The 24,707-nt window shown below is 62.6% G+C and carries 26 protein-coding genes; 16 read left to right on the top strand and 10 right to left on the bottom strand.

Annotated features, from left to right (window positions below; genetic code table 11):
* Positions 1 to 16: 16 nt before the first annotated feature.
* From CLU90_RS15790 to CLU90_RS15775, 4 genes are read right to left on the bottom strand one after another with little or no spacing between them, the layout of a single operon-like run.
* A complete protein-coding gene (locus tag CLU90_RS15790; RefSeq protein ID WP_100428359.1) occupies positions 17 to 2,065 on the bottom strand; it encodes a sodium:solute symporter family protein in 2,049 nt (682 codons plus the stop codon).
* A complete protein-coding gene (locus tag CLU90_RS15785; RefSeq protein ID WP_092711845.1) occupies positions 2,062 to 2,376 on the bottom strand; it encodes a DUF4212 domain-containing protein in 315 nt (104 codons plus the stop codon). Before CLU90_RS15785 ends, CLU90_RS15790 begins: the two co-directional genes overlap by 4 nt.
* A complete protein-coding gene (locus CLU90_RS15780) occupies positions 2,369 to 3,916 on the bottom strand; it encodes a sensor histidine kinase (RefSeq protein ID WP_232731220.1) in 1,548 nt (515 codons plus the stop codon). Before CLU90_RS15780 ends, CLU90_RS15785 begins: the two co-directional genes overlap by 8 nt.
* Positions 3,913 to 4,647, bottom strand: coding sequence for a response regulator (locus tag CLU90_RS15775; protein WP_034746066.1), 735 nt, complete (start codon positions 4,645 to 4,647; stop codon positions 3,913 to 3,915). The genes CLU90_RS15780 and CLU90_RS15775 overlap by 4 nt, the downstream gene beginning before the upstream one ends.
* A gap of 254 nt (positions 4,648 to 4,901) precedes the next feature.
* On the opposite strand from CLU90_RS15775, the gene recA reads away from it, so the two are divergent.
* The 7 genes from recA to CLU90_RS15740 all read left to right on the top strand — a co-directional run bounded on the left by recA (position 4,902) and on the right by CLU90_RS15740 (position 12,015).
* Positions 4,902 to 6,005: a recombinase RecA gene (gene recA / locus CLU90_RS15770; RefSeq protein ID WP_034746069.1), complete on the top strand. Its 1,104-nt coding sequence runs from the start codon at positions 4,902 to 4,904 to the stop codon at positions 6,003 to 6,005.
* 203 nt (positions 6,006 to 6,208) lie between these two features.
* Positions 6,209 to 6,664 carry a recombination regulator RecX gene (gene recX, locus CLU90_RS15765; RefSeq protein WP_100428358.1) on the top strand — a complete coding sequence of 152 codons (456 nt, stop codon included), beginning with the start codon at positions 6,209 to 6,211 and terminating at the stop codon, positions 6,662 to 6,664.
* 154 nt (positions 6,665 to 6,818) lie between these two features.
* On the top strand, positions 6,819 to 8,357 hold the full coding sequence (locus tag CLU90_RS15760) for a class I SAM-dependent methyltransferase (protein ID WP_100428357.1): 1,539 nt from the start codon (positions 6,819 to 6,821) through the stop codon (positions 8,355 to 8,357).
* A gap of 277 nt (positions 8,358 to 8,634) precedes the next feature.
* Positions 8,635 to 9,195 (top strand): DUF2889 domain-containing protein, encoded by a 561-nt coding sequence (locus tag CLU90_RS15755; RefSeq protein ID WP_100428356.1) that lies wholly within the window; start codon positions 8,635 to 8,637, stop codon positions 9,193 to 9,195.
* A gap of 76 nt (positions 9,196 to 9,271) precedes the next feature.
* Positions 9,272 to 10,441 carry an ADP-forming succinate--CoA ligase subunit beta gene (sucC, locus tag CLU90_RS15750; protein ID WP_092711837.1) on the top strand — a complete coding sequence of 390 codons (1,170 nt, stop codon included), beginning with the start codon at positions 9,272 to 9,274 and terminating at the stop codon, positions 10,439 to 10,441.
* Between the two features lie 13 nt (positions 10,442 to 10,454).
* Positions 10,455 to 11,336: a succinate--CoA ligase subunit alpha gene (sucD, locus tag CLU90_RS15745; protein WP_034746085.1), complete on the top strand. Its 882-nt coding sequence runs from the start codon at positions 10,455 to 10,457 to the stop codon at positions 11,334 to 11,336.
* Between the two features lie 214 nt (positions 11,337 to 11,550).
* A complete protein-coding gene (locus tag CLU90_RS15740; protein ID WP_100428355.1) occupies positions 11,551 to 12,015 on the top strand; it encodes a pilin in 465 nt (154 codons plus the stop codon).
* Between the two features lie 21 nt (positions 12,016 to 12,036).
* On the opposite strand, the gene CLU90_RS15735 is transcribed toward CLU90_RS15740, so the two are convergent.
* On the bottom strand, positions 12,037 to 12,759 hold the full coding sequence (locus tag CLU90_RS15735) for a flagellar brake protein (protein ID WP_100428354.1): 723 nt from the start codon (positions 12,757 to 12,759) through the stop codon (positions 12,037 to 12,039).
* 163 nt (positions 12,760 to 12,922) lie between these two features.
* Between CLU90_RS15735 and CLU90_RS15730 the strand changes: the two genes are divergently transcribed.
* The gene (locus CLU90_RS15730) at positions 12,923 to 13,303 is read left to right on the top strand and encodes a DUF6713 family protein (RefSeq protein ID WP_100428353.1); all 381 of its coding nucleotides are present in this window, start codon (positions 12,923 to 12,925) and stop codon (positions 13,301 to 13,303) included.
* Here CLU90_RS15730 and moaC read toward each other — a convergent pair whose 3' ends face one another.
* On the bottom strand, positions 13,304 to 13,810 hold the full coding sequence (moaC, locus tag CLU90_RS15725) for a cyclic pyranopterin monophosphate synthase MoaC (RefSeq protein WP_034746095.1): 507 nt from the start codon (positions 13,808 to 13,810) through the stop codon (positions 13,304 to 13,306).
* A gap of 153 nt (positions 13,811 to 13,963) precedes the next feature.
* Here moaC and CLU90_RS15720 point away from each other — a divergent pair, with 153 nt between their 5' ends.
* Complete coding sequence (locus CLU90_RS15720; protein WP_100428352.1) at positions 13,964 to 15,553, top strand: beta-barrel assembly-enhancing protease; 1,590 nt, start codon at positions 13,964 to 13,966, stop codon at positions 15,551 to 15,553.
* Here the strand turns inward: CLU90_RS15720 and CLU90_RS15715 are convergent.
* From CLU90_RS15715 to CLU90_RS15700, 4 genes are all read right to left on the bottom strand, one after another.
* A complete protein-coding gene (locus tag CLU90_RS15715) occupies positions 15,550 to 16,146 on the bottom strand; it encodes a DUF2946 family protein (protein ID WP_092711827.1) in 597 nt (198 codons plus the stop codon). The two genes, CLU90_RS15720 and CLU90_RS15715, sit on opposite strands and share 4 nt — an antisense overlap.
* A complete protein-coding gene (locus tag CLU90_RS15710; protein WP_092711825.1) occupies positions 16,139 to 17,164 on the bottom strand; it encodes a YheT family hydrolase in 1,026 nt (341 codons plus the stop codon). The genes CLU90_RS15715 and CLU90_RS15710 overlap by 8 nt, the downstream gene beginning before the upstream one ends.
* Positions 17,164 to 17,589, bottom strand: a complete 426-nt coding sequence (locus tag CLU90_RS15705; RefSeq protein ID WP_092711823.1) for a YybH family protein — start codon at positions 17,587 to 17,589, stop codon at positions 17,164 to 17,166. Before CLU90_RS15705 ends, CLU90_RS15710 begins: the two co-directional genes overlap by 1 nt.
* A gap of 72 nt (positions 17,590 to 17,661) precedes the next feature.
* Complete coding sequence (locus CLU90_RS15700; protein WP_034746106.1) at positions 17,662 to 17,856, bottom strand: zinc-finger domain-containing protein; 195 nt, start codon at positions 17,854 to 17,856, stop codon at positions 17,662 to 17,664.
* A 258-nt stretch (positions 17,857 to 18,114) separates the two neighbouring features.
* Between CLU90_RS15700 and CLU90_RS15695 the strand changes: the two genes are divergently transcribed.
* From CLU90_RS15695 to purE, 7 genes are all read left to right on the top strand, one after another.
* A complete protein-coding gene (locus tag CLU90_RS15695) occupies positions 18,115 to 18,849 on the top strand; it encodes an AzlC family ABC transporter permease (protein WP_100428351.1) in 735 nt (244 codons plus the stop codon).
* On the top strand, positions 18,842 to 19,192 hold the full coding sequence (locus CLU90_RS15690) for an AzlD domain-containing protein (protein ID WP_092711819.1): 351 nt from the start codon (positions 18,842 to 18,844) through the stop codon (positions 19,190 to 19,192). Before CLU90_RS15695 ends, CLU90_RS15690 begins: the two co-directional genes overlap by 8 nt.
* A 77-nt stretch (positions 19,193 to 19,269) precedes the next feature.
* Positions 19,270 to 20,481 (top strand): phosphoglycerate kinase, encoded by a 1,212-nt coding sequence (locus tag CLU90_RS15685; protein ID WP_092711817.1) that lies wholly within the window; start codon positions 19,270 to 19,272, stop codon positions 20,479 to 20,481.
* A 113-nt stretch (positions 20,482 to 20,594) separates the two neighbouring features.
* Positions 20,595 to 22,043, top strand: coding sequence for a pyruvate kinase (pyk, locus tag CLU90_RS15680; protein ID WP_034780607.1), 1,449 nt, complete (start codon positions 20,595 to 20,597; stop codon positions 22,041 to 22,043).
* 79 nt (positions 22,044 to 22,122) lie between these two features.
* The gene (gene fba / locus CLU90_RS15675) at positions 22,123 to 23,187 is read left to right on the top strand and encodes a class II fructose-bisphosphate aldolase (RefSeq protein WP_092711814.1); all 1,065 of its coding nucleotides are present in this window, start codon (positions 22,123 to 22,125) and stop codon (positions 23,185 to 23,187) included.
* A gap of 117 nt (positions 23,188 to 23,304) precedes the next feature.
* Positions 23,305 to 24,198 (top strand): phosphoribosylaminoimidazolesuccinocarboxamide synthase, encoded by an 894-nt coding sequence (locus CLU90_RS15670; RefSeq protein WP_100428350.1) that lies wholly within the window; start codon positions 23,305 to 23,307, stop codon positions 24,196 to 24,198.
* Position 24,199: 1 nt separating this feature from the next.
* Positions 24,200 to 24,697, top strand: coding sequence for a 5-(carboxyamino)imidazole ribonucleotide mutase (gene purE / locus CLU90_RS15665; protein ID WP_092711811.1), 498 nt, complete (start codon positions 24,200 to 24,202; stop codon positions 24,695 to 24,697).
* Positions 24,698 to 24,707 lie beyond the last annotated feature (10 nt).

The following is a 24,707-nucleotide window of genomic DNA, read 5'->3' as shown; positions in this document are numbered from 1 at the left end:
AGTCCTCGCTGCGCTTTTATTCCGGCGCCCGGATATGCTCGACCAGCCCCGTGCTGCGGCGTCCCGGCGCCGGCGTCAGCCAGCTGACCAGCACGGCGGTGGCCAGGCCGGCCGGCACGCCGAAGATGCCGGCGGAAATGGGCGCGATGTGGAACCATTGACCGCTGGCATTGCCGCCCAGCATGGTGCTCGTGTGCAGCATGTAGTACAGGCATACGCCAAAGCCCGTCAGCATGCCGGCCAGCGCGCCTTGGTAATTGGCGCGTTGCCAGAAGACGCCCAGCACCAGCGGCGGGAACAGGGTCGAGGCGGCCAGGGAAAAGGCCACGCCCACCAGCGACAAAATGTCGGCCGGCTTTTGCGAGGCCGCATAGGCGGCGATGAAGGCCACGGCCAGCAGCAGCAATTTTGAAATCGTCACGCGCTTTTGCGTCGAAGCGCTGGGGTCGACCACCTTGTAATAGATGTCATGCGACAGGGCGTTCGAGATGGCCAGCAGCAAGCCATCGGCCGTCGACAGGGCGGCGGCCAGGCCGCCGGCCGCCACCAGGCCGGAAATCACGTAGGGCAGGCCGGCGATCTCGGGCGTGGCCAGCACCAGCACGTCGGCGTCGATGGAAATTTCCGCCAGTTGCACGATGCCGTCGCGGTTGACGTCGACGATGCTGATCAGCGGACTGAGCTTGTCCACATTGGCCCAGTACGACACCCACGTGGGCAGGTTCGCATATTGCGTGCCCACGAGCGCCGAGTAGATATCGTACTTGACCAGCACGGCCAGCGCGGGAATCGTGAGATAGATCAACAGGATGAAGAACAGGGTCCAGAACACGGACACGCGCGTGTCGTGCACGGAAGGCGTGGTGTACGATCGCATGAGGATGTGCGGCAGGGCGGCCGTGCCCAGCATCATGCAGAATACGAGGGCCAGGAAATTGTTGCGCTTGATGTCGGACTGCTCGCGGTCGGCGGCGGGAAACGGCTGCGCGTGCGGAATGATGGGCTCGGCGCGTTTCTGGTTCTGCGCCTGCGCCGCCTGCCACAGCACGCGTGCCTCGTCCGGACTCTTCGGATAGGCGATCAGGTAGCGCTCTGCGTTGCGGATGTCGAACAGCGAGGCATTGCGCTGGCGCAAACTGTCGAGCTGGCGCTGGGCCGCCAGGTGGCCTTGCTCCCAGGAAGCGGGCAAGCCATCGATGCGCGCCTGGTAGCTTTGCGCGCGCTGGCGGAAGATGGCGCGCACTTCGTTTTCTTTCGGGTCCGTTTCCAGCACGTGTTCGCGCGCGCTCAGCTGCGTCAGCACCTTGCCATAGGCGATCTGTGGCACGGGATTGTCCGCATGCTTGACCGACAGCCACATGGCGGGAATCAGAAAGGCGACGAGGATGATGATGTATTGGGCCACCTGCGTCCACGTGATGGCGCGCATGCCGCCCAGAAAGGAGCACACGAGAATGCTGGCCAGGCCCAGGAAGATGCCGACGGAAAAATCCACGCCCGTGAAGCGCGAGGCGATCAGGCCGACGGCGTAGATCTGCGCCACCACATAGGTAAACGACACGATGATGGTGGCGGCCACGGCCACCACGCGCACGCTGGCGCCCCGCTTGTCGGTGCCGCTGCCGTAGCGGGCGGCGAGGAAATCGGGAATCGTGTATTGGCTGAACTTGCGCAGGTAGGGCGCGATCAATAGCGCCACCAGGCAATAGCCGCCCGTCCAGCCCATGATGAAGGCCAGGCCGTCGAAGCCGTTCAGGTACAAGCCGCCGGCCAGGCTGATGAAGCTGGCGGCCGAGATCCAGTCGGCGGCCGTGGCCATGCCGTTGAACATGGCCGGCACCCGGCGCCCCGCCACATAGTATTCGGTGACGTTCGAGGTGCGGCTGATGACGCCGATGGTGGCGTACAGGGTGATGGTGACGAGCATGAACAGATAGCCTATCCACGCGCGCGGCATGCCTTCCTGTTCCAGCACGGACAAGGCCAGCAGGAAGGCGGCGAAACCGGCCGTAAACAGCAGGTAGTAGCGGCTCAGCCGGGCAAAGAAGCTGCGCTGGCCGCTCATGCTCGCTCCTCGGCATGGAAGTCGCGGTCCAGGCGCCGCATGCGCCAGGCATAGAAGGCGATGATGGCCAGGTACACGAGCGAGGCGCCCTGGGCCGCCATATAGAAGGGCAGGGGCCAGCCGAACAGGTTCAGGTGCAGCAGCTCGCGCGCATAGAACACGGTCAGGAAGCCCGTCAGCAGCCAGACCAGCAACAGGATGGCCGTCAGGCGCCGCGTCTTGCGCCAGTGGATATCGCGGCGCGCCTGCAGCTCGGGGCTGGGCGCGTGCGATGGCCGCGGCGGAGAAACGGGTGGGCTCGGCTTATCCATACGTGATGTCATCCTCTTCTGGCGCCTCCGGCAACAGCAGGGCGATGCTCAGGCGCAGCAGGGTGCCCGGCAGTTTCGGCGACTGCGCGCGCGGATTGTTGAAAATATCGACTTCCGCGCCGTGCTGCTGGGCAATCTCGCGCACGATGGCCAGGCCCAGGCCGCTGCCGTCCACATTGCTGCCAAGAATGCGGTAAAAGCGCTCGAACACGTGGGCCCGCTCGGCCGGCGCGATGCCTGGGCCCGTATCTTCCACCTCCAGGATGGCCAGTTCCAGGGTGCTGCGCACGCGCACCGTGACGCTGCCGCCCGTCGGCGTGTAGCGCAGGGCATTGTCGATCAGGTTGCTCAGCAGCTCGCGCAGCATCATGGCATTGCCGGAAATCATGATCGAATACGCGGGCTGTTCGAAGCCCAGGTCGATATGCTGGGCAAACGAGGCTTGCACCCAGTCCTGCACCACGCCGCGCGCCAGTTCGCTCAGCTCGATCGGCTCGAACGCCGTGCCCGCCTGCGGCTGGTTTTCCGCGCGCGCCAGGGCCAGCAACTGGTTGACCAGGCGCGTGGCCGCTTCCGAACTTTTCGCCAGTTGCAGCAGCGAGCGGTGGATCTCGTCGTGGTCGGTCTGGCGCAGGGCCAGTTCCGATTGCATGCGCATGCCGGCCAGCGGCGTTTTCATCTGGTGCGCGGCATCGGCGATGAAGCGTTTCTGCATGTCGATCGACAGCGACAGCCGCGAGAGCATCTCGTTGAGCGAACCGACCAGCGGCGTGATTTCCTCGGGTACCTGGCCCGATTCGATGGGAGATAGATCGTCGGGCGGCCGCGCGCGTATGCGTTCCTGCAATTGCGCCAGCGGCGACAGGCCGCGCGCCAGGGCAAACCAGACGAGGGCCAGGATCACGGGCAGGATGATGAACTGCGGCAAAATCACGCCCTTGATGATTTCATTGGCCAGCTGGGCGCGCTTTTCCAGGGTTTCCGCCACTTGCACCAGCGCGCGGCTTTGCTCATCGTCGTTGCCGGAAGGAATGTCGAGATAGCTGAACGCCACGCGCACGGGCGTGCCGTGGATGGTGTCGTTGCGAAACAGCACCATGCCGCTGCGGTATTTGTCGGGGTCTTGCGGCGGCGGCAAATCGCGGTCGCCGGCCAGGTATTCGCCGCGCGGGCCCACCACCAGGTAATACAGGGTGTCGACATCGTCGCCGCGCAGCAAGTCGCGTCCGTTATTATTGCTGCCCTTTTCGTTCTTGTCGGGCGCGCGGCGCAGCATGGCGCCGTCCGCCTGCTTGACCTGCTGCGTGAGCACCGTCACGCTGTCTTCCAGCGCATGGTCGAACGGCTGATTGGCGATGCCCTTGGCCACCAGATAGGTGATGGCGATGCTCATCGGCCACAGCAGCAGCAGGGGCGCCAGCATCCAGTCGAGGATTTCGCCGAACAGCGAATGCTCGATGGTGTCGTCCTGCTCCGTGGTGGGCGGCTCGAACCAGTCGTCGTCGTCCGGCTCGTCCGCTGGCGCCTCGCGCGCCTTCACTTGCTGGCAGGTCCGCTGGCCGGGCTTGCCGACTCGCCCGCTTCGGCGTTCAGGCGCGCCGCTTCCGAGTATTTTTCCAGGCAATAGCCGAGGCCGCGCACGGTGGCGATGCGCACGCCGCCCACCTCGATCTTCTTGCGCAGGCGGTGCACATATACTTCGATGGCGTTGTTCGACACTTCCTCGCCCCATTCGCACAGGTGGTCAACCAGCTGCTCTTTCGACACGAGGCGGCCGGTGCGGCCCAGCAAGATTTCCAGCAAGCCCAATTCGCGCGCCGACAGGTCGAGCATCTGGTCGTTGATGTAGGCGCTGCGCCCTACCTGGTCGTAGCTGAGAGGGCCGTGCTTGATGATGGTGGCGCCGCCGCCGGCGCCGCGGCGCGTCAGGGCGCGCACTCTTGCCTCCAGTTCCGACAAGGCGAACGGCTTGGCCATATAATCATCGGCACCGAGGTCGAGGCCATTGACGCGTTGTTCGATGGAATCGGCGGCCGTCAGGATCAGCACGGGCAGCAGCGAGGCGCGCGCGCGCAGGCGGCGCAGCACTTCCAGTCCGGACATTTTCGGCAGGCCCAGGTCGAGGATCAGCAAGTCGAATTCCTGGGTGGACAGGGCCGTATCGGCCTCCTGGCCCGTCTTGACGTAGTCGATCGCATAACCGGACTGGCGCAGCGAGCGGGTCAGGCCATCGGCCAGCACGCTGTCATCTTCGGCAAGTAAAATACGCATGGTGCACTTCCTATGCTTGCGGCGGTAGAAGCTTGTATTGTGTTTCATTTTCCGCAAGGTGGCGAATTTTTATGAAAATCCGCGGTTGTATTGATCTGTTTCAAAACAAATCCACGTTCCGCTTGCATTGATCACTGTTTTTTTATACAGTACTGTCTGTGTAAAGAATTTAACCCACTGGCGCTATCGCAGGCTGCACGGTTCACGTAGATGCGTCACGTGAATCCGCAACTGTAGAACGGCTGAAAGAACATATGGACGATAAAAAAGCTGTAGTACCCGCATCGGAAAAAGCCAAGGCGCTCGCCGCCGCACTGGCGCAGATCGAGAAGCAGTTTGGCAAAGGTTCGGTCATGCGCATGGATGCCAGCGCACCGATCGAAGAAGTGCAAGTCGTGTCGACCGGTTCGCTCGGCCTCGATATCGCGCTGGGCGTGGGCGGCTTGCCGCGCGGCCGCGTGGTGGAAATCTACGGTCCGGAATCGTCGGGTAAAACCACCTTGACCCTGCAAACCATCGCCGAAATGCAAAAACTGGGCGGCACGTGCGCCTTTATCGATGCCGAGCATGCACTCGACGTCGGTTACGCGCAAAAGCTGGGCGTGAACCTGCATGAATTGCTGATCTCGCAACCGGACACGGGCGAGCAGGCGCTGGAAATCTGCGACGCCCTCGTGCGTTCGGGCAGCGTCGACCTCGTCGTCATCGACTCCGTGGCCGCACTGACGCCACGCGCCGAGATCGAAGGCGACATGGGCGACTCCCTGCCAGGCCTGCAAGCACGTCTGATGTCGCAAGCCCTGCGCAAGCTGACCGGTTCCATCAACCGCACCAATACCCTGGTCATCTTCATCAACCAGATCCGCATGAAGATCGGCGTGATGTTCGGCAGCCCGGAAACGACCACGGGCGGCAATGCGCTGAAATTCTACGCCTCCGTGCGCCTCGATATCCGCCGCACCGGCTCGATCAAGTCCGGCGATGAAGTAATCGGCAACGAAACCAAGGTCAAGGTCGTCAAGAACAAGATCGCGCCACCGTTCAAGGAAGCGCACTTCGACATCCTGTACGGCGCAGGCACTTCGCGCGAAGGCGAAATCCTGGACCTGGGCTCGGATGCCAAGATCGTGGAAAAATCCGGCTCGTGGTACAGCTACAACGGCGAACGCATCGGCCAGGGCAAGGACAACGCCCGCGCCTTCCTGCAAGAGCGTCCGGCGCTGGCCCGCGAAATCGAAAACAAGGTCCGCGCTTCGCTGGGCGTGCGCGAACTGCCGCCGCTGGCTGCTGAAAAGCCGGAAAAAGCCGATAAAGCCGCCGACAAGGCTGCCAAGGCTGCGGAAGCCAAGCCAGAGTAGGTCGGATTAGCGCGGCAAAGCCGCACGTAATCCGACAACGCCACAGACGTCAACAATGTTGTCGGATTACGGCCCAAGGGGCCTAATCCGACCTACGCATGGCTTGCCGCAAGGTAGGACCATGATCGCCGTCCCGCGCTGTTGCGCCGGGCGGCGATTGTGTTTGGGTGACGTGATCGTGGAATGAAAGACAAGGTGGGTGTATGGCCGCAGTACAACTAAGCCTGAAGGGCAGGGCGCTACGCTTTTTGTCGATGCGTGAACACAGCCGCATGGAATTGCGGCGCAAGCTGCAGCGGCATGCGCAAGAGGGCGATGACGTGGAAGCCTTGCTCGACAGCCTGGAGCAAGCCAATTGGCTGTCGCAGGAGCGCTTTTCCGAGTCGCTGATCCACCGCCGCTCGGCCCGCTTCGGCAACAGCCGCATCATGGCCGAATTGCAAAGCCATGGCATCGGCGGCGAAGCGCTGCAGGAACTCAAGGCGGGCCTGGCCGAAGGCGAAGTTGCGCGCGCCTGCGAAGTATGGCGCCGCAAGTTCGGGCAAGTGGCGCAGGACGCCGAGCAGCGCAGCAAGCAGATGCGCTTCCTGATGCAGCGCGGCTTTTCCCAGCGCGCCGTACAGGTGGCCTTGAAGGGGCTGGAGCCCGACGAGGAATAAGGCCGGCCAGGGTGCGCCGGCCGCTCCCGCCGTGCCGCCACGAACTGCGCTTTCAAACGCCGTCTGTTTCCCGTATGGCGACGCCGCGCGATCGGGTATGCTGGCGCTCGAACGCTGTGCGATGCGCACAGCCCCTGACCGTGACAGGATCGAGATGAGCAACTGGAATGCCGGCTATATGGCCGAAATTGCCTATACCTATGGCTACTACGAAGAATTGAATCCTCTGCGCCTGCGGCTGCCCCTGCTGGCCGCCGGCCTGGCCTTGCCGGCCAGCGGCACGGCTTGCGAACTGGGCTTTGGTCAGGGCGTCAGCGCCAACATCCATGCGGCGGCGTCCGCCACGCGCTGGCATGGCAATGATTTCAATCCGTCCCAGGCCGCCTTTGCGCAGGAGCTGGCCAGCGCGGCCGGCGCCGGCGCGCAATTTACGGACGAATCGTTCGCGCAGTTTTGCCGCCGCGACGACTTGCCCGATTTCGACTTCATCTGCCTGCACGGAATCTGGAGCTGGGTTTCGGCGGAAAATCGCGCGCTGATCGTCGACTTCCTGCGGCGCAAGCTGAAAGTCGGCGGTGTCGCCTTCATCAGCTACAACACGCAGCCAGGCTGGGCCGCAATGATGCCGATGCGCGACTTGCTGGCCGAACATAGCCGCGTCATGAGCGCCCCGGGCCAGGGCGTGCTGGCCAGAGTCGACGGCGCCATCGATTTCGTCGAGCGGATGATCGCCGTGCAACCGCGCTATCTGGACGCCAACCCGCAGCTGGCGGACCGCTTCGACAAGCTCAAGGCGATGGATGGACATTATCTTGCCCATGAGTATTTCAATGCCGACTGGCAGCCCATGGCTTTTTCCAGCGTCGCTGCCATGCTGGGCGAGGCCAAGCTCGAGTTCGCCGCGTCCGCCAACTATACGGCTCTGGTCGACATGCTGAACCTGACGACCGAGCACCAGCAATTCCTGGCCGAGATACCCGATCCCATCTTCCGCGAGACGACGCGCGCCTTCCTTGTCAACGAACAGTTCCGCAAGGATTACTGGGTCAAGGGCGCGCGCAGGCTGACGCCGTTGGCCCAGGCCAGTGCCTTGCGGGCCGTGCGCGTGATGCTGGCCGTGCCCCGCGACGAAGTGGTGTTGAGCGTGCATGGCGTACTGGGCGACGCCGATATGGACGAGCGCGTGTATGCGCCCGTGCTTGACGCCATGGCCGACCATCGCGTGTACACGATAGGCGAACTGGAGCAGCAAATGGCTGGCACTGAAGCGAGCCTGGCCGCCCTGCTGCAGGTCATGCTGGTGCTGGTCAGCAAAGGCAGCGTGCTTGCCGTCCAGGACGAGGCCGATGTCGCCGTGGCGCGGCCGCAAACGGCGCGCCTGAATGCGCACTTGCTGGAGCAAGCACTGGCAAGAACCGATTTGCACGTCCTTGCCAGCCCCCTGACGGGCGGTGGCGTGGTTGTATCGCATTTACAACAACTGTTCCTGTGGGCAAAACAGCAAGGTTGCTCAACGCCGCAAGAGTGTGTGCATGCGACGTGGCCGGTGCTGCTGCGCCTGGAGCAATTGCTGACGAAGGATGGGCAGCCTTTGTTGACGGAAGAGGAAAACCTGGCCGAACTGCTGGCGCACGCACAGTATTTTTCCGCGCGCACCTTGCCCGTTTTGCGTGCACTGGGGGTGGCCGACTGAAGCGTGGCGCCGGCCAGGCTGCCGGCGCTTGCATGCCCGACATCAGTTATTTGAATTCTGAATGGTAGTCATTCACTTTGCAATTTCTGTTAATGATTTGCGGCGGGCGGCAAGACCAATAAAAAATTATGTTGCGACGCAACTAGCGCCCTGTGTGCTACACTTTTAGGGTTTTTGCGGCGCCGCAGGTGCGGTTGCTGTTCGTAGAAGCTGCGAACAGAGTGCTTTAGGCACATGGCTGCTTACTAATTATGGCCGCGCAAGCGGCATCGGTCTTATGCCCCTGTCAACTCCCGTATCCCGGCGCGCCCTACGGCACTCCCGCGTTATCGACGTCCAAGCGTATGTGCGCGACGACGGCCTGTGGGATATTGACGCCCATATCACCGACATCAAAAGCTATGACGCGACCCTGGCCTCCGGCCCCCGTCCCGCCGGCGCCCCTCTGCATGACCTCCACTTACGCATTACCGTCGATCGCGAACTGACCATTGTCGAGGCCGAAGCTGCCTCCGATGCCGTGCCCTATCCCGGTTTTTGCGATACCATCGGCCCCGCTTATCGGACGCTGATCGGTCTGAATTTATTGAAGAATTTCCGCCGCGACTTGAAACAGCGCCTGGCGGGAATCGCCGGCTGTACCCATTTGACGGAACTGGCGCAAGTCTTGCCGACTGCGACGGTTCAGGCATTTGCCGGCGATGTCTGGTCGACCCGCGACGGTGAGAATGCTGATTTGCCGCATGAAAAGCCGTTTCAACTCGACAAATGCCACGCCCTGCGCACGGATGGCGGGGCGGTTGCACAGTATTACCCGCGCTGGGTAGCCAAAGCGTGACCCCGGCGCTGTTTTTCCTGTTTTTTTTGCACCACTAACCGTATTTTTACAAATCAGTATCAGAAGGGAAGCCAGCATGAAAATCCATGAGTATCAAGCCAAAGAAATCCTCCGGCAGCACGGAGTGACGGTACCACGCGGTATTCCGTGCATGTCCGTCGAAGAAGCCGTCAAGGCTGCGGAAACCCTGGGCGGCCCGGTATGGGTCGTCAAGGCGCAGATCCACGCAGGTGGCCGCGGCAAGGGCGGCGGCGTGAAAGTGGCAAAATCGATGGAACAGGTCAAGGAATACGCTGACCAGATCATGGGCATGCAGCTGATCACGCATCAGACCAGCGCCGAAGGCCAGAAAGTCAACCGCCTGCTGGTGGAAGAAGGCGCCGACATCAAGCAAGAACTGTACGTTTCGCTGGTCACCGACCGCGTTACCCAGAAAATCGTCCTGATGGCATCGTCCGAAGGCGGCATGGACATCGAAGAAGTGGCCGAGAGCCACCCTGAGAAGATCCACCACGTCACCATCGATCCAGGCACGGGCCTGACCGATGCCCAGGCAGACGACATCGCCGCCAAGATCGGCGTGCCTGCCGGTTCGATCGCCGACGCCCGCGCCAACCTGCAAGGCCTGTACAAAGCGTACTGGGAAACCGATTGCTCGCTGGCCGAGATCAACCCGCTGATCGTTACCGGCAGCGGCAAAGTCATCGCCCTGGACGCCAAGTTCAACTTTGACCCGAACGCCCTGTTCCGTCACCCGGAAATCGTCGCCCTGCGCGATCTGGACGAAGAAGATCCAGCTGAAATCGAAGCGTCGAAATTCGACCTGGCCTACATCTCGCTCGACGGCAACATCGGTTGCCTGGTGAACGGCGCCGGCCTGGCCATGGCCACCATGGACACCATCAAGCTGTTCGGCGGCGAGCCGGCCAACTTCCTGGACGTCGGCGGCGGCGCCACGGCGGAAAAAGTCACCGAAGCGTTCAAGATCATGCTGAAAAACCCAGGCCTGAAAGCCATCCTGGTGAACATTTTCGGCGGCATCATGCGTTGCGACGTGATCGCTGAAGGCGTCATCGCCGCAGTGAAAGCCGTCTCGCTGAACGTACCGCTGGTCGTGCGCATGAAGGGCACCAACGAAGACCTGGGCAAGAAGATGCTGGCCGATTCCGGTCTGCCTATCATCGCAGCCGACACCATGGAAGATGCAGCCAAGAGCGTCGTTGCCGCTGCTGCCGGTCAAGCTTAATTAAGGAATCAACATGTCCATTCTGATCAATAAAGATACCAAAGTCGTTACCCAAGGGATCACCGGCAAGACCGGCCAGTTCCACACCCGCGGTTGCCGCGACTACGCGAACGGCAAAGCTGCCTTCGTGGCAGGCGTGAACCCGAAGAAAGCCGGCGAAGATTTCGAAGGCATTCCTATTTTCGCTAACGTGACCGAAGCGAAAAAAGAAACCGGCGCCAACGTTTCCGTCATCTACGTACCGCCAGCAGGCGCGGCAGCGGCGATCTGGGAAGCTGTCGAAGCTGAAATGGATCTGGCCATTTGCATCACCGAAGGCATTCCTGTCCGCGACATGATGGCCCTGAAAGACCGCATGGCCAAAGCCAACAGCAAAACCTTGCTGCTGGGCCCTAACTGCCCAGGCCTGATCACGCCAGACGAAATCAAGATCGGCATCATGCCAGGTCACATCCACAAGAAGGGCCGTATCGGCGTCGTGTCCCGTTCCGGCACCCTGACCTATGAAGCAGTGGGTCAATTGACCGCGCTGGGCCTGGGCCAATCGTCGGCAGTCGGCATCGGCGGCGACCCGATCAACGGTCTGAAGCACATCGACATCATGAAGATGTTCAATGACGATCCAGATACCGACGCGGTCATCATGATCGGCGAAATCGGCGGTCCGGACGAAGCCAACGCGGCTTATTGGATCAAGGACAACATGAAAAAACCGGTCGTCGGCTTCATCGCTGGCGTGACCGCTCCTCCAGGCAAGCGCATGGGCCACGCCGGCGCGCTGATCTCGGGCGGTGCCGATACGGCACAAGCCAAGCTGGAAATCATGGAAGCTTGCGGCATCACCGTGACCAAAAACCCGTCGGAAATGGCGCGTCTGCTGAAAGCCATGCTGTAATTTCAGCCTGGTCACCGCAGTACAAAAAAGGAGCTTCGGCTCCTTTTTTTTTGCCCGCAAGACAGGCAGATTCCCGGCCTGGGCCGACAAGCCTGGTCCGAAACTGCCAAAAAGTGTCGCTTTTCTTTCCACTGCCACCGCCGCTGCCCGGGCGCGCCGCTGGCATGGCGCTTGCACCGTGAACTGCGTGAGCAATGCACCATGGGAGGATACGATGCGCGCGCAAAGCGGATTTACCCTGATAGAACTGATGATCGTGGTGGCCATCGCCAGCATCCTGGCGGCCGTGGCCATTCCCCAGTACGGCGACTATACGATGCGGGCCAAGGTAAGCAACGTGCTGGCGGCGGCCGCGCCGCTGAAAACGGCCGTGGCCCTGTGCGTGCAGGAAAACGGCGGCCTGGCGGCTGCCTGCAGCACCCCCACCGAGGCCGTGCCCAGCGCCATTCCCGTGTTCAGTCCGACGCGCGAAGTGGCCGGCGCCAAGGTCGACAAGGGCAATATCGAGCTGACCCTGGCGGGCGACCTGGGCAGCGGCATGGGCGGCCAGACGGTGAACATGGAGTTGCAGCTCGGCAGCAGCAGCCTGAGCTGGTTCAACAGCACCAGCGTGACGAATGCGGCGGCCAAGGAGGCCATTACCCGCACGAATATTCCCAAGGTGGTGGCGACGCAGTGAGCGGCGCCAGCCGCGCCGGCATCAGACGATTTTTTGGCGGTCCGCGATCAGCGCTTCATACGTGAGGTTTTGCAGCAAGGTGTAGTGGGTCGGTTCCAGGTCGATGAATTGCACGCCATACGTATAGATTTCGGCCACCCCGGCCGCATGGCCATTGGACGGCTTGCCCACGCTGACGTTCTGGATGCGGGCGCGCGTGTTGACGCGCATCTGATGCTTGTTCGGTTGCACCAGCAAGGTAAAGCTGAGCGCCACGCCTTCGTCGTCGGGCGTGAGCATGCTGGGCGCCTCGATCAGCGCGCCCGAGACGCTGAGGTTGACGATGAACACGGGCACGGCCGGCACGTCGCGGTAGCTCAGCTGCGCTGGAATCTCCACTTTCACGCGCATGGCCGTGCGCAGGCTGGTGCCCTGGATGGTGTCGGGAAAGCTCAGGTGCACATAATTGAGCGGGCGGCCGAAGATGCGCAGCACGCTGCAGGAAAACGAACAGACGGTGACACCGGAAAACACGCGGATGGTCAGCTTGTCGCCCTCGTTGAGGACGACGGACGCGCCGTTTTCCATGGGAATCTTGACGATCAGGTACTCGTCTTTCACATAGCCGATCACGGTCGAGAAATGCTGGATGGGTTTGATGGTGCGGTGCGTGATGAACTGGATGCGTCCGCCCACCTGCAGATTCATGGCCTCGAACTCGAAGTCCTGGAGCTTGGTTTCGGCGGCGGGCTTGTTGCTTGTCATGCGATGCTCATCTGGATATGGTCGATTCGCAGTATGCATGATTTCTTGATGAAAAAGCATTTATATCAATGAAATTCATTTTTGCATAGAAAAATGCCATGGGCACATGCAGGTGCGCGGTGTGGGCTTTACAATGGGATCAACATTGACGAATGTGAATCTTATGCCGCGCAGCTACTTCTGGACCATGTTGTTCCTCATCCTGCATCAAATCGACGCTGCCTACTGGAAAGAATGGGAAATGTTTCATTTGCCGGGCGGCGTGCAGGGTTTTCTCGTGTTTAACCTGGCGGCCATTGCCCTGGTGCTGGTTGGCTACCGGCACGTATTGCTGGCAACCCCGCAGGCGACCCTGTATGCGGGTGTCTGCGCCGCGCTGGGCGTGGGCACCTTCCTGATCCACGCCGGCTTTGCACTGGCAGGGCTGGAACAATTCCACCTGCCCCTGTCCGTGGCCATCATCGCGCTGTGCCTGGCCAGTGCCGTGTGGCTGCTGCGCGATTTGCGCCGCGCCCAGATTCATCTTGCGCGCCAGGCAGCATAGTTACACCTCGGCGTGCCAGTCGCCCGACTTGCCGCCATGCTTTTCCAGCACGCGCACATTCGTCATCACCATGCCGCGGTCGACGGCCTTGCACATGTCGTAGATCGTCAACAAGCCGATTTGCACGGACGTCAGCGCTTCCATTTCGACGCCCGTCTTGCCCGTCGTGTCGACCTGGGCGCGGCAGTGCACGCTGTTGGCCGCTTCGTCCACTTCAAAGTCGACGGTGACGCGCGTGAGGGCCAGCGGGTGGCACAGGGGAATCAGGTCGCTGGTGCGCTTGGCGCCCATGATGGCGGCGATGCGGGCGATGCCCAGCACGTCGCCTTTTTTTGCATTGCCGGAAATGATCAGGGCCAGGGTGGCCGGCTGCATGCGGATGGTGCCGGCCGCCACGGCGCTGCGGCGCGTGTCTTCCTTGCTGCCCACGTCGACCATATGGGCCTGGCCCGTGGCGTCGAAATGGGTCAGTTCTCCGGCGGGGGCTTGCTTGTCTGCTGTTGTCATGGCGTCAAAAATAGGTGAGGAGTGGGGCGCGGCACGCGTGGGAATGGGTGCCGCTAACAAGGTATGATAGCACCCGTGAATTCAAAAACTCCCCTTCCGACCATACTTGCAAACGCCGCTGCGGCATGGCTGCGCGGCTCCCGGCGCGCGTCGGTGCTGGCCGCCTTCTGCGTCGCAGCGCCGTCTGCGCTGGCGCAAACCTATACGTCCGCGCCAGCGGCGCCGGCTGCCAGTGCGCCGGCCAAGCCGGCCGGCAGCTGGACGCAACTGCCCGTGCCGCCCGCGCCGAACCTGCCGAACCTGGGCGATACGTCGCGCGAAGACCTGTCGCCGGCGATGGAGCGCAAGATCGGCGAGGAAATCATGCGGGGCCTGCGCGGCGACCGCGATTACCTCGATGACGCGCCCCTGCTCGAGTACCTGAACACCTTCGGCAACGCCCTCGTGGCGGCGCGGCCCAGCGTGCGCGGCGAAACGAATTACGACTATTTCTTCTTTGCCGTGCGCGATCCCCAGTTGAACGCGTTTGCCTTGCCGGGCGGCTTCATCGGCGTGCACTCGGCCCTCGTGCTGGCGGCGCAAACGGAGGCGGAACTGGCGTCCGTGCTGTCGCACGAGATCGGCCACGTGGCGCAGCGCCATATCGCGCGCATGCTGGGCCAGCAGCGCCAGGATGCCCTGATGCCGCTGGCGGCCATGCTGCTGGCGGCACTCGCTTCGCGCGCGGGCGGTGACGTGGCCATGGGCGTGTTTGCGGCCGGCCAGGGCCTGGCCATCCAGCGCCAGCTCAATTTCGGCCGCGACGCGGAACGCGAGGCGGACCGCATCGGTTTCCAGATCATGGGCGAGGCCGGTTTCGACACCACCGGCATGGTGGCCTTCTTCGGGCGCATGCAGGCGGCCAGCCGCTCGTACAGCGACCTGATGCCCGCCTATCTGCAGACCCATCCGCTGACGACGGAACGTATCGCCGACATCCAGGCGCGCATCCGCGAGCAGCCTTACAAGCAGCGTGCGGACAGCCTGAGTTTCCACCTGGCCCGCGCCCGCGCCCGCGTGCTGCAGGATGAAAGCGTGCAAGGCCTGCTGAATGCCAAGGCTGTTTTCAAGACGCAGCTGGAACAGCAAAGCCGCTTTCAGGTGACGGCCGCCCATTACGGCTTGTCCTTTGTCGCCGTCAAGCAGGGCAAGCCGGCGGAGGCGCAAAAGGAACTCGATGCGGCCAATGCGGCCCTGCACCAGCCGGCCGGACCGAACGTGTTTACCTCGGGCGGCACGCAGGCGCCCAATTCCCTGCTGGCGGCGATGGAACTGGAAGTGCTGTTGATGCCGGCACAAAAGAAGGAAGTGGCGCAGCAAGCCCTGAAGGCGGCCGATGCTGCGCGCCAGCAGTTTCCCCTCTCGCGCGGCATTGCCCACCAGTATGCGGAAGCGCTGATGGCGGCCGGCAAGCTGGAGCAATCGACCTTGTATTTGCGTGACCAGGTGCAGCTCTACAAGGAAGAGCCGGAACTCTACGATTTACTGGCAAAAGCCTATGCGGACCAGGGCAAGATGACCTTGCAGCACATGGCGCTGGCCGAATCCTACGTGCTGCAGGGCGCCACCATGGCTGCGCTGGACCAGCTGACGATCGCCCGCAAATCGACGGACGCGACCTTTTATGACCAGGCCGTGATCGACGCGCGCGAGCGCGAGCTGCAGGAAAAGCGCCGCGAGCAGATCAAGGACCAGAAGGGCTAGTCCGTATCGGCTTGCGGCACCGGCTGGAAGCCGAAGGTTTGCGGCACGTCATCGTAGCGCAGCGGCTGGACGGCGATCTCCTTGCCGTCATGCAATAGGGTCAGCGTGCCCCGGCGTTCTTGCAGCCAGGTCAGCAAGTCGTCGTCGCTGGCCAGCTGTCCATCGAAATACAGCGCGTCCAACACTTGCGAAATGTCGCGGTCGTCGACCTGCGCCACGATATCGCCATGGCGCAAGATCAGCATGCCGTCGTCGCACCAATACACTTGCTCGATCTGTTCCAGCGGCGCACCCGTCTGCAAGACAAAACCGTGCTGCGGATCGCTGCGGGCGATATACGGCGTCGCTTCCAGATTCACATACACGCGCTGCGGGCCGTTCTGGAAAAACCAGCAGCCGCGTTCGTCCTGGGCGTAATTGCGGTTGATGAAATTCAACAGGGCCGCATGGACGATCTTGTCGCCGGGCAGTTGTTGCTGTTGCGCCTGCTGGTCGCGCATGCGCCAGTGGCCGCGCGCGTCCAGGCCCAGCCAGCCGTAGCAGTGGGGCACGTTCGGCCATTTGGCCAGGGCCTGTTTGACGAGTTCATCCATGTGTAGCGTTTTCCGTGTGAGTGCGTGCACCGCCAGCGTGCCAGCTTTGCGGTGCGGACGGCGCCATGTTGCCGTTTTCAAAAAAGGAGAGCAGCCGTTGCGGCAGCCAGCGTGTGCTTCCCGGCAGCTTGCCGGCCGCAAAGCCGACGTGGCCGCCGTGGCGCGGATACTCGAGCGCGACGTTCGGCGCGGCGCTGCGCGGCAGGAAGCGCCCGGGCAGGAAAGGATCGTTTTGCGCATTCAATACCAGGGTCGGCACGGTGATGTCATGCAAGACGTGCTTGGCGCTGGCGCGGTGCCAGTAATCGTCGGCGTCGCGGTAGCCGTGCAGGGGCGCCGTGACGACGTTGTCGAAGGCGTGCAAATCGCGCGCGGCCAGCATGGCGTCGCGCGCAAACAGGCCGGGAAACTGTTCCAGCTTGGCCAGGCATTTCGGTTTCAAGGTGTTCAGGAACATGCGCGTGTAGAGCCGGTTGGCGCCCGAAGACAGGGCCTTGCCTCCCTGCGCCAGGTCCAGCGGGGCGGACACGGCCGCTGCCGCATCGATGAAATCGGCCTGGTGCTGCGACTGGCCCAGCCAGCACAGCAGGGCGTTGCCGCCCAGCGAGACGCCGGCCGCGTACAATTTTCCGGTGGCGCGCGGGCGCAGGCGCTGCACGATCCAGTCCACTTCCTGCGCATCGCCCGAATGGTAAAAGCGGGGCGCCAGGTTCGCTTCGCCCGAGCAGCCGCGAAAATGCGGCACGGCGCCCGACCAGCCGCGCGCGGCCACCTCGGCCATCAGGGAGCGCGCGTAATGGCTGTTCGACGAGCCTTCCAGGCCGTGGAACAGGACGACGAAGGGCTGGCCCGGCTGGCCGTCGACCAGGTCGACGTCGATGAAATCGCCATCGGGCGCTTGCCAGCGTTCGCGTCGGAAGGCCACGGCCGGCTTGGCGAGGCACACGGCGGGATAAATCGTCTGCGCGTGGCCGCCAGGCAGCCACAGCGGGGCGGTGTAGGAAAGAGACAAGGCCATCAGTGCAGGATTTGCGTCCCCGCGGCGTCGGACGGCGCGCCGCCGGGGGCGACGGAGGCGTGGTGCAGCACGATGCGCCAGCCGCGCGGTGTTTTTACGTACACATTCGTTGCCAGCAGGTGCGCCGGGCCGCCTTCTTCCTGGGTCACGCCTTCGATCACCGTGTGCACCGAACTCATCAGATTGTGCGTTTCATGCAGCTGCGCCGGCACGATGTGCAGGCCGCCGGCGGCCAGGATGGTTTCCCACGAGGCGCGGATGGCGGCGTGGCCGATCAGGCGCGCGCCGCCCGGGTGGATGCAGACGATCTCTTCATCGTCGGCCCACAGCGCCATCAGCGCTTCGAGGTCGGCGCGGTGCAAGGCATCGTAGAACGCCGCTTCGACTTCGGCGGCGCTGCCATTGAGTTCTTTCAGACGTTTCATGACGGCTCCGGGCTGATCGGTATATTTTGATGCAAATAAAAACGGCGCGCTGGGGGCGCGCCGCTGGGCAGTTTAATGATGGCCGGCGCTGGCGCCTTCCTTCAGCGTGTAGGCCGTGCCGCAGTACGGGCACTTGGCGACGCCGTCCTTGTTAAATTCCAGGAACACGCGCGGATGCGACGACCACAGCGGCATGGCCGGGTTAGGGCAGTGGGCTGGCAAGTCTTTACTGTCGAGTTCGACCGCTGGCTGGGTGGTTTTTGTCATCTTGTCATGCTCCGTGAGGCTGTATGGAAGGAAGGCGGCTGCTGCCAAAAGCACGATTTTAACGGATTCAGGCAGACAGCAAAAATCATGGCTAAAATGGCGGCTCGATCATCTTCGGCTGCGGCGCGGTTTTTCGCGACAATATGGCAGCCGTAGCGCCACCCTGACTGGATTTGCCTTGCCGGTATCACCGTTGCGGAGCTTTTCTCCGCGCACCATTGTTGTGCAGTTACCACACTCTCTCCGCCGGAGCGCCGCGTGAACGCCGTCCCGGCCGCCAAGGACGACGCCCTGCTGAAAGATGCCTGGCGCGCCGGCCTGAACCTGGGCGCGCCCACCTTGCTGGGCATTGCCGCCTGGGGCATGGTGGTGGGCGTGGCCATGGTGAAAAGCGGATTGACGGTGGCGCAGGCGGGCGCCATGACCCTGTTTGTCTTTGCCGGCTCGGCCCAGCTCGCGTCCTTGCCCCTGCTGGCCGCGCAGGCGCCCGTGTGGGTGATCTTTGCCACGGCCCTCGTCGTCAATTTGCGGTTTGTCATCTTTTCCGTGCTGCTGGCTCCCCATTTTGCCCATCTGCCGTGGCGCCAGCGCTTTGCGCTCGGCTATGTGGCCGGCGACATCACGGTGGGCCTGTTCCTGCAGCGCTACCCCCATGAAACGCCGGACCCGGCCAAGCTGCCTTTCCTGAAAGGCTTGATCTATCCCAACTGGCTGGCCTGGCAAACCGGTTCCTTCATCGGCATCGTGCTGGGCGCCGTCGTGCCGGCCGAATGGGGGCTGGGCTTTGCCGGCACCCTGGCGATCCTGTGCGTGACGGTGCCGCTGATCCTCAGTCGCGCCGCCCTGTGCGGCGTGCTGGTGGCGGGCGCGGTGGCCGTGCTGGCCTTCGGCCTGCCGTACAAGCTGGGCTTGCTGGTAGCCGTCGTGGTGGGCATGGTCAGCGCCATGGCCGTGGAAGAATTGACAGAAAAATGGACAAAACGCCATGTTTGACGGCATCGACTTGGGCCGGGCCGACGTGTGGATCGCCATCGCCGTGCTGGTGGTGGCAACGGCCGCCACGCGCAGCACCTTCTGGCTGATCGGCCATCACATCACGATCCCGCGCCGCGTGGGCGAGATGCTGCGCTATGCGCCAGCCTGCGCGCTGGCGGCCATCATCGCGCCCGACCTGCTGATGGATGGGCAGCAAGTGCACTTTGAATTATCGAATTTGAAACTCTTGTCGGGGATTGCCGCCACGCTCTTTTTCGTGATCCGCCGCAATATGCTGCAAACCATCGTCTTCGGCATGCTGGTTTTCACGGGCTTGCGACTGTTGCATGTTTTTCAGTAAAGCAGGACAAATCGGCGATTTGGTCTGGTCATTGCGGTAAAATAGCGCACTTCCTTCCACTCGTCATCTGGATCGCCATGTCAGCTGTTCTCAACTTCATCCGTCTGCAAGATTTGATCGCCCAAAATGCACTGCAAGGCAAGCGCGTGTTTATCCGCGCCGACCTGAACGTCCCGCAAGATGACAGTGGCAAGATCACCGAAGATACGCGCATCCGCGCTTCGGTGCCGGCCATCCGCGCCGCCCTCGACGCTGGCGCCGCCGTCATGGTGACGTCGCACCTGGGCCGTCCGACGGAAGGCGAGTTCAAGCCGGCCGACAGCCTGGCGCCCGTGGCGGCACGTTTGTCCGAGCTGCTGGGCCAAGAAGTTGCATTGAAACAAAATTGGGTCGACGGCGCCGGCCTGGAAAACCTGGCCGCCGGCCAGGTGGTCTTGCTGGAAAACGTGCGCGTGAACAAGGGCGAAAAGAAAAACAGCGATGAGCTGGCGCAAAAAATGGCCAAGCTGTGCGATATCTACGTCAATGACGCGTTCGGCACGGCCCACCGCGCCGAAGCGTCCACGCACGGCATCGCCAAGTTCGCGCCCGTCGCCTGCGCCGGCCCGCTGCTGGCCGCCGAACTCGATGCGCTGGGCAAAGCGCTGCACGCGCCCGCCCGTCCCTTGCTGGCTATCGTTGCCGGCTCGAAAGTGTCGAGCAAGCTGACCATCTTGAAAGCCCTGTCCGACAAGGTGGACAACCTGATCGTCGGCGGCGGCATCGCCAATACCTTCATGAAGGCCGTCGGCTTGAACGTCGGCAAGTCGCTGGTGGAAGCGGAACTGGTCGATGAAGCCAAGGCCATCATCGACATCATGGCCAAGCGCGGCGCGCAAGTGCCGATTCCCGTCGACGTCGTGTGCGCCAAGGAGTTTTCGCCAACGGCAGCCGCCACCGTCAAGGACGTGGCCGACGTGGCGGACGACGACATGATCCTCGATATCGGCCCGAAAACGGCGGCCCTGCTGGCGCAGCAGATCGCCGCCGCCGGCACCATCGTGTGGAACGGTCCGGTCGGCGTGTTCGAGTTCGACCAGTTCGGCAACGGCACCAAGACCCTGGCCCTGGCCATCGCCGACTCGAAAGCATTCTCGATCGCTGGCGGTGGCGACACCCTGGCGGCGATTGCCAAATACGACATTACCGATAAAATCAGCTATATCTCGACCGGTGGCGGCGCTTTCCTGGAGTTCCTGGAAGGCAAGACCTTGCCCGCAGTAGAGATTCTGATGCAACGCGCCGCTTGAGGCGCTGCCGTTAGCAGTTCAGTACCAAGCGCAGCCTGACCGCTGCGCTTTTACCTTGCCGGGCGGCACAGCCGCCAGGTCTTGCTCACCTTCGCTCGCGCACAAGGACTCCTATGCCACGCGGTACAAAAATCGTAGCAACAATCGGCCCCGCTTCCACTGACTTCGATATCCTGGTCAAAATGATACGTGCGGGCGTCGACGTGGTGCGCTTGAATTTTTCCCACGGCAAGGCGCAAGACCATATCGACCGCGCGGCACTGGTGCGCCTGGCGGCGGCCGAGTGCGGCCGCGAAGTGGCCATCATGGCCGACATGCAAGGGCCGAAGATTCGCGTCGGCAAGTTTGAAAACACGCGCATCCAGCTCGAAGCAGGCGAGCGCTTCATCCTCGACGCCAAGTGGGGCGAAAACGGCGAACTGGGCAACCAGGAGCGTGTCGGCCTCGACTACAAGGCCTTGCCGCGCGACTTGCACAAGGGCGACGTCTTGCTGCTGAACGACGGCCTGATCGTGCTGATCGTCGAGCGTATCCACGGCAGCGAAATCCACACGACCGTCAAGATCGGCGGCGAGTTGTCGAACAACAAGGGCATCAACCGCCAGGGTGGCGGCCTGTCCGCGCCCGCGCTGACGGCCAAGGATATGGAAGACATCAAGACGGCCATGAGTTTCCAGGCCGACTATCTGGCCATTTCCTTCCCGAAATGCGCGACCGACATGGAAATGGCGCGCCAGCTGGCCAATATCGCGGGCGAACCCTACCACCACAAGCCGATGATGATCGCCAAGATCGAGCGCGCGGAAGCCATTCCTGCCCTGCAGGAAATCCTCGACGCGTCCGACGGCATCATGGTGGCGCGTGGCGACCTGGCCGTGGAAGTGGGTAACGCGGCCGTGCCGGCCTTGCAGAAGCGCATGATCAAGATGGCGCGCGCGTCGAACAAATTAGCCATTACTGCCACGCAGATGATGGAATCGATGATCGTCAACGCCGTGCCGACCCGCGCGGAAGTGTCGGACGTGGCGAACGCCGTGCTCGACGGCACCGACGCCGTCATGACGTCGGCCGAAACGGCCTCGGGCAAGTACCCTATCGAGACGGTGGAAATGATGGCCGCCATCTGCGTGGAAGCGGAACAGTCCGAATACAACAAGCTCGACGCCGACTTCCTCAACGTCACGTTTACCCGCATCGACCAGTCGATCGCGTATGGCGCCCTGTTCACGGCGCATCATTTGCGCGTGAAAGCCATCGTGGCGCTGACGGAATCCGGTTCCACCGCCTTGTGGATGAGCCGCCACAGTATCGACACGCCGATCTACGCGCTCACGCCCAGCGTGACGACTTTGCGCAAAGCGGCGCTGTACCGCAATGTTCGGGCGTATCATCTGATGCAGAACGCCCCCAGCGCGCAAGTGCTGAAGCAGGCGGAAGAGCTGCTGGTGGCGCAGGGCATCGTCCGCAAGGGCGACATGATCGTCGTCACCTGGGGTGAGCCGATGGGCCAGGTGGGCGGCACGAATGCACTGAAGATTGTGACAGTGGGTGAATTTGAATAAGACCCAAGAATTCAGGCGCCGCCGCGGTCATTGACCGCGAAGCGCCGCAACGGTTTCTATTGTTATCTGGAGTATTACCATGTCTCTCGTATCCATGCGTCAACTGCTGGACCATGCCGCCGAAAACGGTTATGGCATTCCTGCTTTCAACGTCAACAACCTGGAGCAAGTGCAAGCCATCATGGCCGCCGCCGATGCGCTCAACAGCCCGGTGATCATGCAAGCGTCCGCTGGCGCGCGCAAGTACGCCGGTGAAGCGTTCCTGCGCCACCTGATCGACGCCGCCGTCGAAGCGTATCCGCACATCCCTGTCGTCATGCACCAGGATCACGGCCAGTCGCCGGCCGTCTGCATGGCCGCCATCCGCTCGGGTTTTACTTCCGTGATGATGGACGGTTCGCTGGAAGCGGACGGCAAGTCGGTTGCCTCCTACGAATACAACGTGGAAGTGTCGCGTGAAGTGGTGAAATTCTCGCACGCCATCGGCGTGACGGTGGAAGCGGAACTGGGCGTGCTCGGTTCGCTGGAAACCATGAAGGGCGACAAGGAAGACGGCCACGGCGCCGACGGCACCATGACGCGCGAACAACTGCTGACGGACGTGGCGCAAGCGGCCGACTTCGTGCAGCGCACCCAGTGCGACGCGCTGGCGATCGCCATCGGCACCTCGCACGGCGCCTACAAGTTCACGCGCAAGCCAACGGGCGACATCCTGGCCATCGACCGCATCAAGGAAATCCACGCGCGCATCCCGAACACCCACCTGGTGATGCACGGTTCCTCGTCGGTGCCGCAGGAATTGCTGGCCATCATCCGCGAATTCGGCGGCGACATGAAGGAAACCTACGGCGTGCCAGTCGAGGAAATCCAGGAAGGCATCCGTCACGGCGTGCGCAAGATCAACATCGATACCGACATCCGTTTGGCGATGACGGCCGCGATCCGCAAATACCTGTTTGAAAACCCGTCGAAATTCGACCCGCGCGACTACCTGAAGCCAGCCCGTCTTGCTGCAGAGCAAATCGTGCGCGCCCGCATGCAGGCATTCGGCTGCGAAGGCCAGGCGTCGAAAATCAAGGCCATGCCACTGGAAAAAATGGCCGAGCGTTACAAGGCCGGCGAGCTGGCGCAGATTGTGAAGTAAAATTCTGTCTGGAACGGGCAGCAGGCATCCGCAGACAGCGTATCCTTGTGCCCGATTTTCTCGACCGGCGGGCACCCCCTGCCTGCCGGTTTCGTTTCATCCAACTATTCCCCCGCTATGAACAGCCTCTATCAGACTTCCATCCACTCCCTGCCATTGCTGGGCCACGGCAAGGTCCGCGACAATTACGCCGTTGGCGACGACAAGATCCTGATCGTCACCACGGACCGCCTGTCGGCCTTCGATGTCGTCATGAACGAGCCTATCCCCGGCAAGGGCAAGGTTCTCAACCAGATGAGCGATTTCTGGTTCGAGAAACTGGGCCATATCGTGCCGAACCACCTGACCGGCGTGGCGCCGGAATCCGTGGTGGCGCCCGAGGAAGTGGAACAAGTCAAGGGCCGCGCCGTCGTGGCCAAGCGCTTGAAACCGATCATGGTCGAGGCGGTCGTGCGCGGCTACATCATCGGTTCGGGCTGGAAAGATTACCAGGACACGGGCAGCATCTGCGGCATCGCGTTGCCAGCCGGCCTGCAACAGGCGGAAAAACTGCAGGAACCGATCTTCACGCCGGCGGCCAAGGCCGAGCTGGGCGAGCATGACGAAAACATCAGCTTTGCTGAAATGGAAGAGCGCATCGGCGCCGACCTGGCCGCCAAGATGCGCGACGTCGCCATTCAACTCTACAAGACGGCCGCCGAATACGCGGCCACGCGCGGCATCATCATCGCCGACACCAAGTTTGAATTCGGCCTGGACGACAATGGCGTCATGCATTTGATGGATGAAGTGCTGACGGCCGACTCGTCGCGCTTCTGGCCCGCCGATTCCTATCAGCCTGGCATTTCGCCACCGTCGTTCGACAAGCAGTTCGTGCGCGACTACCTGGAAACCTTAACTTGGGGCAAGACCGCGCCAGCGCCTGCGCTGCCGGCCGACGTCATCGAAAAAACCCAGGCCAAGTATTTCGAAGCCATCGAACGCCTGACGGGCGAGAAGCTGAAGGCCTGAGATGAGTGAGCAAAACAAGCCGCTGGTCGGCGTCATCATGGGGTCGTCCTCGGACTGGGACGTGATGCAGAACGCGGTCGCCATGCTGAAACAGTTTGGCGTGCCGTACGAAGCGCAAGTCATCTCCGCGCACCGCATGCCCGACGAGATGTATGCGTACGCGAAAAGCGCGCGCGCGCGCGGCTTGCGCGCCATCATCGCCGGCGCCGGCGGCGCGGCCCACCTGCCTGGCATGGTGGCGGCGATGACCATCGTGCCCGTGCTGGGCGTGCCCGTGCCGTCGAAATACTTGCGCGGCGAAGATTCCATGCTGTCCATCCTGCAAATGCCCAAGGGCGTGCCGGTGGCCACCTTCGCCATCGGCGAAGCGGGCGCGGCGAATGCGGCGCTGACAGCGGTGGCGATGCTGGCCGCCAACGACGACGCCCTGGCCGAGCGCCTGGAAGCGTTCCGCGCCACGCAAACGGCCGCCGCCAAGGCCATGGTCTTGCCTGAATAATGTGTTTGAA

It is taken from the genome of Janthinobacterium sp. 67 (assembly GCF_002797895.1).
Taxonomy (GTDB): Bacteria; Pseudomonadota; Gammaproteobacteria; order Burkholderiales; family Burkholderiaceae_D; genus Janthinobacterium.
The sequence above is the reverse complement of the archived record's forward strand: the minus strand, read 5'-3'. Positions and strand labels throughout refer to the sequence as shown.

Bases quoted from the DNA above. Each gene is read 5' to 3' on its own strand.
- CLU90_RS15790 (WP_100428359.1), bottom strand. From the start codon at position 2,065: ATGAGCGGCCAGCGCAGCTTCTTTGCCCGGCTGAGCCGCTACTACCTG.
- CLU90_RS15785 (WP_092711845.1), bottom strand. From the start codon at position 2,376: ATGGATAAGCCGAGCCCACCCGTTTCTCCGCCGCGGCCATCGCACGCG.
- CLU90_RS15775 (WP_034746066.1), bottom strand. From the start codon at position 4,647: ATGCGTATTTTACTTGCCGAAGATGACAGCGTGCTGGCCGATGGCCTG.
- recA (WP_034746069.1), top strand. From the start codon at position 4,902: ATGGACGATAAAAAAGCTGTAGTACCCGCATCGGAAAAAGCCAAGGCG.
- recX (WP_100428358.1), top strand. From the start codon at position 6,209: ATGGCCGCAGTACAACTAAGCCTGAAGGGCAGGGCGCTACGCTTTTTG.
- CLU90_RS15760 (WP_100428357.1), top strand. From the start codon at position 6,819: ATGAGCAACTGGAATGCCGGCTATATGGCCGAAATTGCCTATACCTAT.
- CLU90_RS15755 (WP_100428356.1), top strand. From the start codon at position 8,635: ATGCCCCTGTCAACTCCCGTATCCCGGCGCGCCCTACGGCACTCCCGC.
- sucC (WP_092711837.1), top strand. From the start codon at position 9,272: ATGAAAATCCATGAGTATCAAGCCAAAGAAATCCTCCGGCAGCACGGA.
- sucD (WP_034746085.1), top strand. From the start codon at position 10,455: ATGTCCATTCTGATCAATAAAGATACCAAAGTCGTTACCCAAGGGATC.
- CLU90_RS15740 (WP_100428355.1), top strand. From the start codon at position 11,551: ATGCGCGCGCAAAGCGGATTTACCCTGATAGAACTGATGATCGTGGTG.
- CLU90_RS15735 (WP_100428354.1), bottom strand. From the start codon at position 12,759: ATGACAAGCAACAAGCCCGCCGCCGAAACCAAGCTCCAGGACTTCGAG.
- CLU90_RS15730 (WP_100428353.1), top strand. From the start codon at position 12,923: ATGCCGCGCAGCTACTTCTGGACCATGTTGTTCCTCATCCTGCATCAA.
- moaC (WP_034746095.1), bottom strand. From the start codon at position 13,810: ATGACAACAGCAGACAAGCAAGCCCCCGCCGGAGAACTGACCCATTTC.
- CLU90_RS15715 (WP_092711827.1), bottom strand. From the start codon at position 16,146: ATGGATGAACTCGTCAAACAGGCCCTGGCCAAATGGCCGAACGTGCCC.
- CLU90_RS15710 (WP_092711825.1), bottom strand. From the start codon at position 17,164: ATGGCCTTGTCTCTTTCCTACACCGCCCCGCTGTGGCTGCCTGGCGGC.
- CLU90_RS15705 (WP_092711823.1), bottom strand. From the start codon at position 17,589: ATGAAACGTCTGAAAGAACTCAATGGCAGCGCCGCCGAAGTCGAAGCG.
- CLU90_RS15700 (WP_034746106.1), bottom strand. From the start codon at position 17,856: ATGACAAAAACCACCCAGCCAGCGGTCGAACTCGACAGTAAAGACTTG.
- CLU90_RS15690 (WP_092711819.1), top strand. From the start codon at position 18,842: ATGTTTGACGGCATCGACTTGGGCCGGGCCGACGTGTGGATCGCCATC.
- CLU90_RS15685 (WP_092711817.1), top strand. From the start codon at position 19,270: ATGTCAGCTGTTCTCAACTTCATCCGTCTGCAAGATTTGATCGCCCAA.
- pyk (WP_034780607.1), top strand. From the start codon at position 20,595: ATGCCACGCGGTACAAAAATCGTAGCAACAATCGGCCCCGCTTCCACT.
- fba (WP_092711814.1), top strand. From the start codon at position 22,123: ATGTCTCTCGTATCCATGCGTCAACTGCTGGACCATGCCGCCGAAAAC.
- CLU90_RS15670 (WP_100428350.1), top strand. From the start codon at position 23,305: ATGAACAGCCTCTATCAGACTTCCATCCACTCCCTGCCATTGCTGGGC.
- purE (WP_092711811.1), top strand. From the start codon at position 24,200: ATGAGTGAGCAAAACAAGCCGCTGGTCGGCGTCATCATGGGGTCGTCC.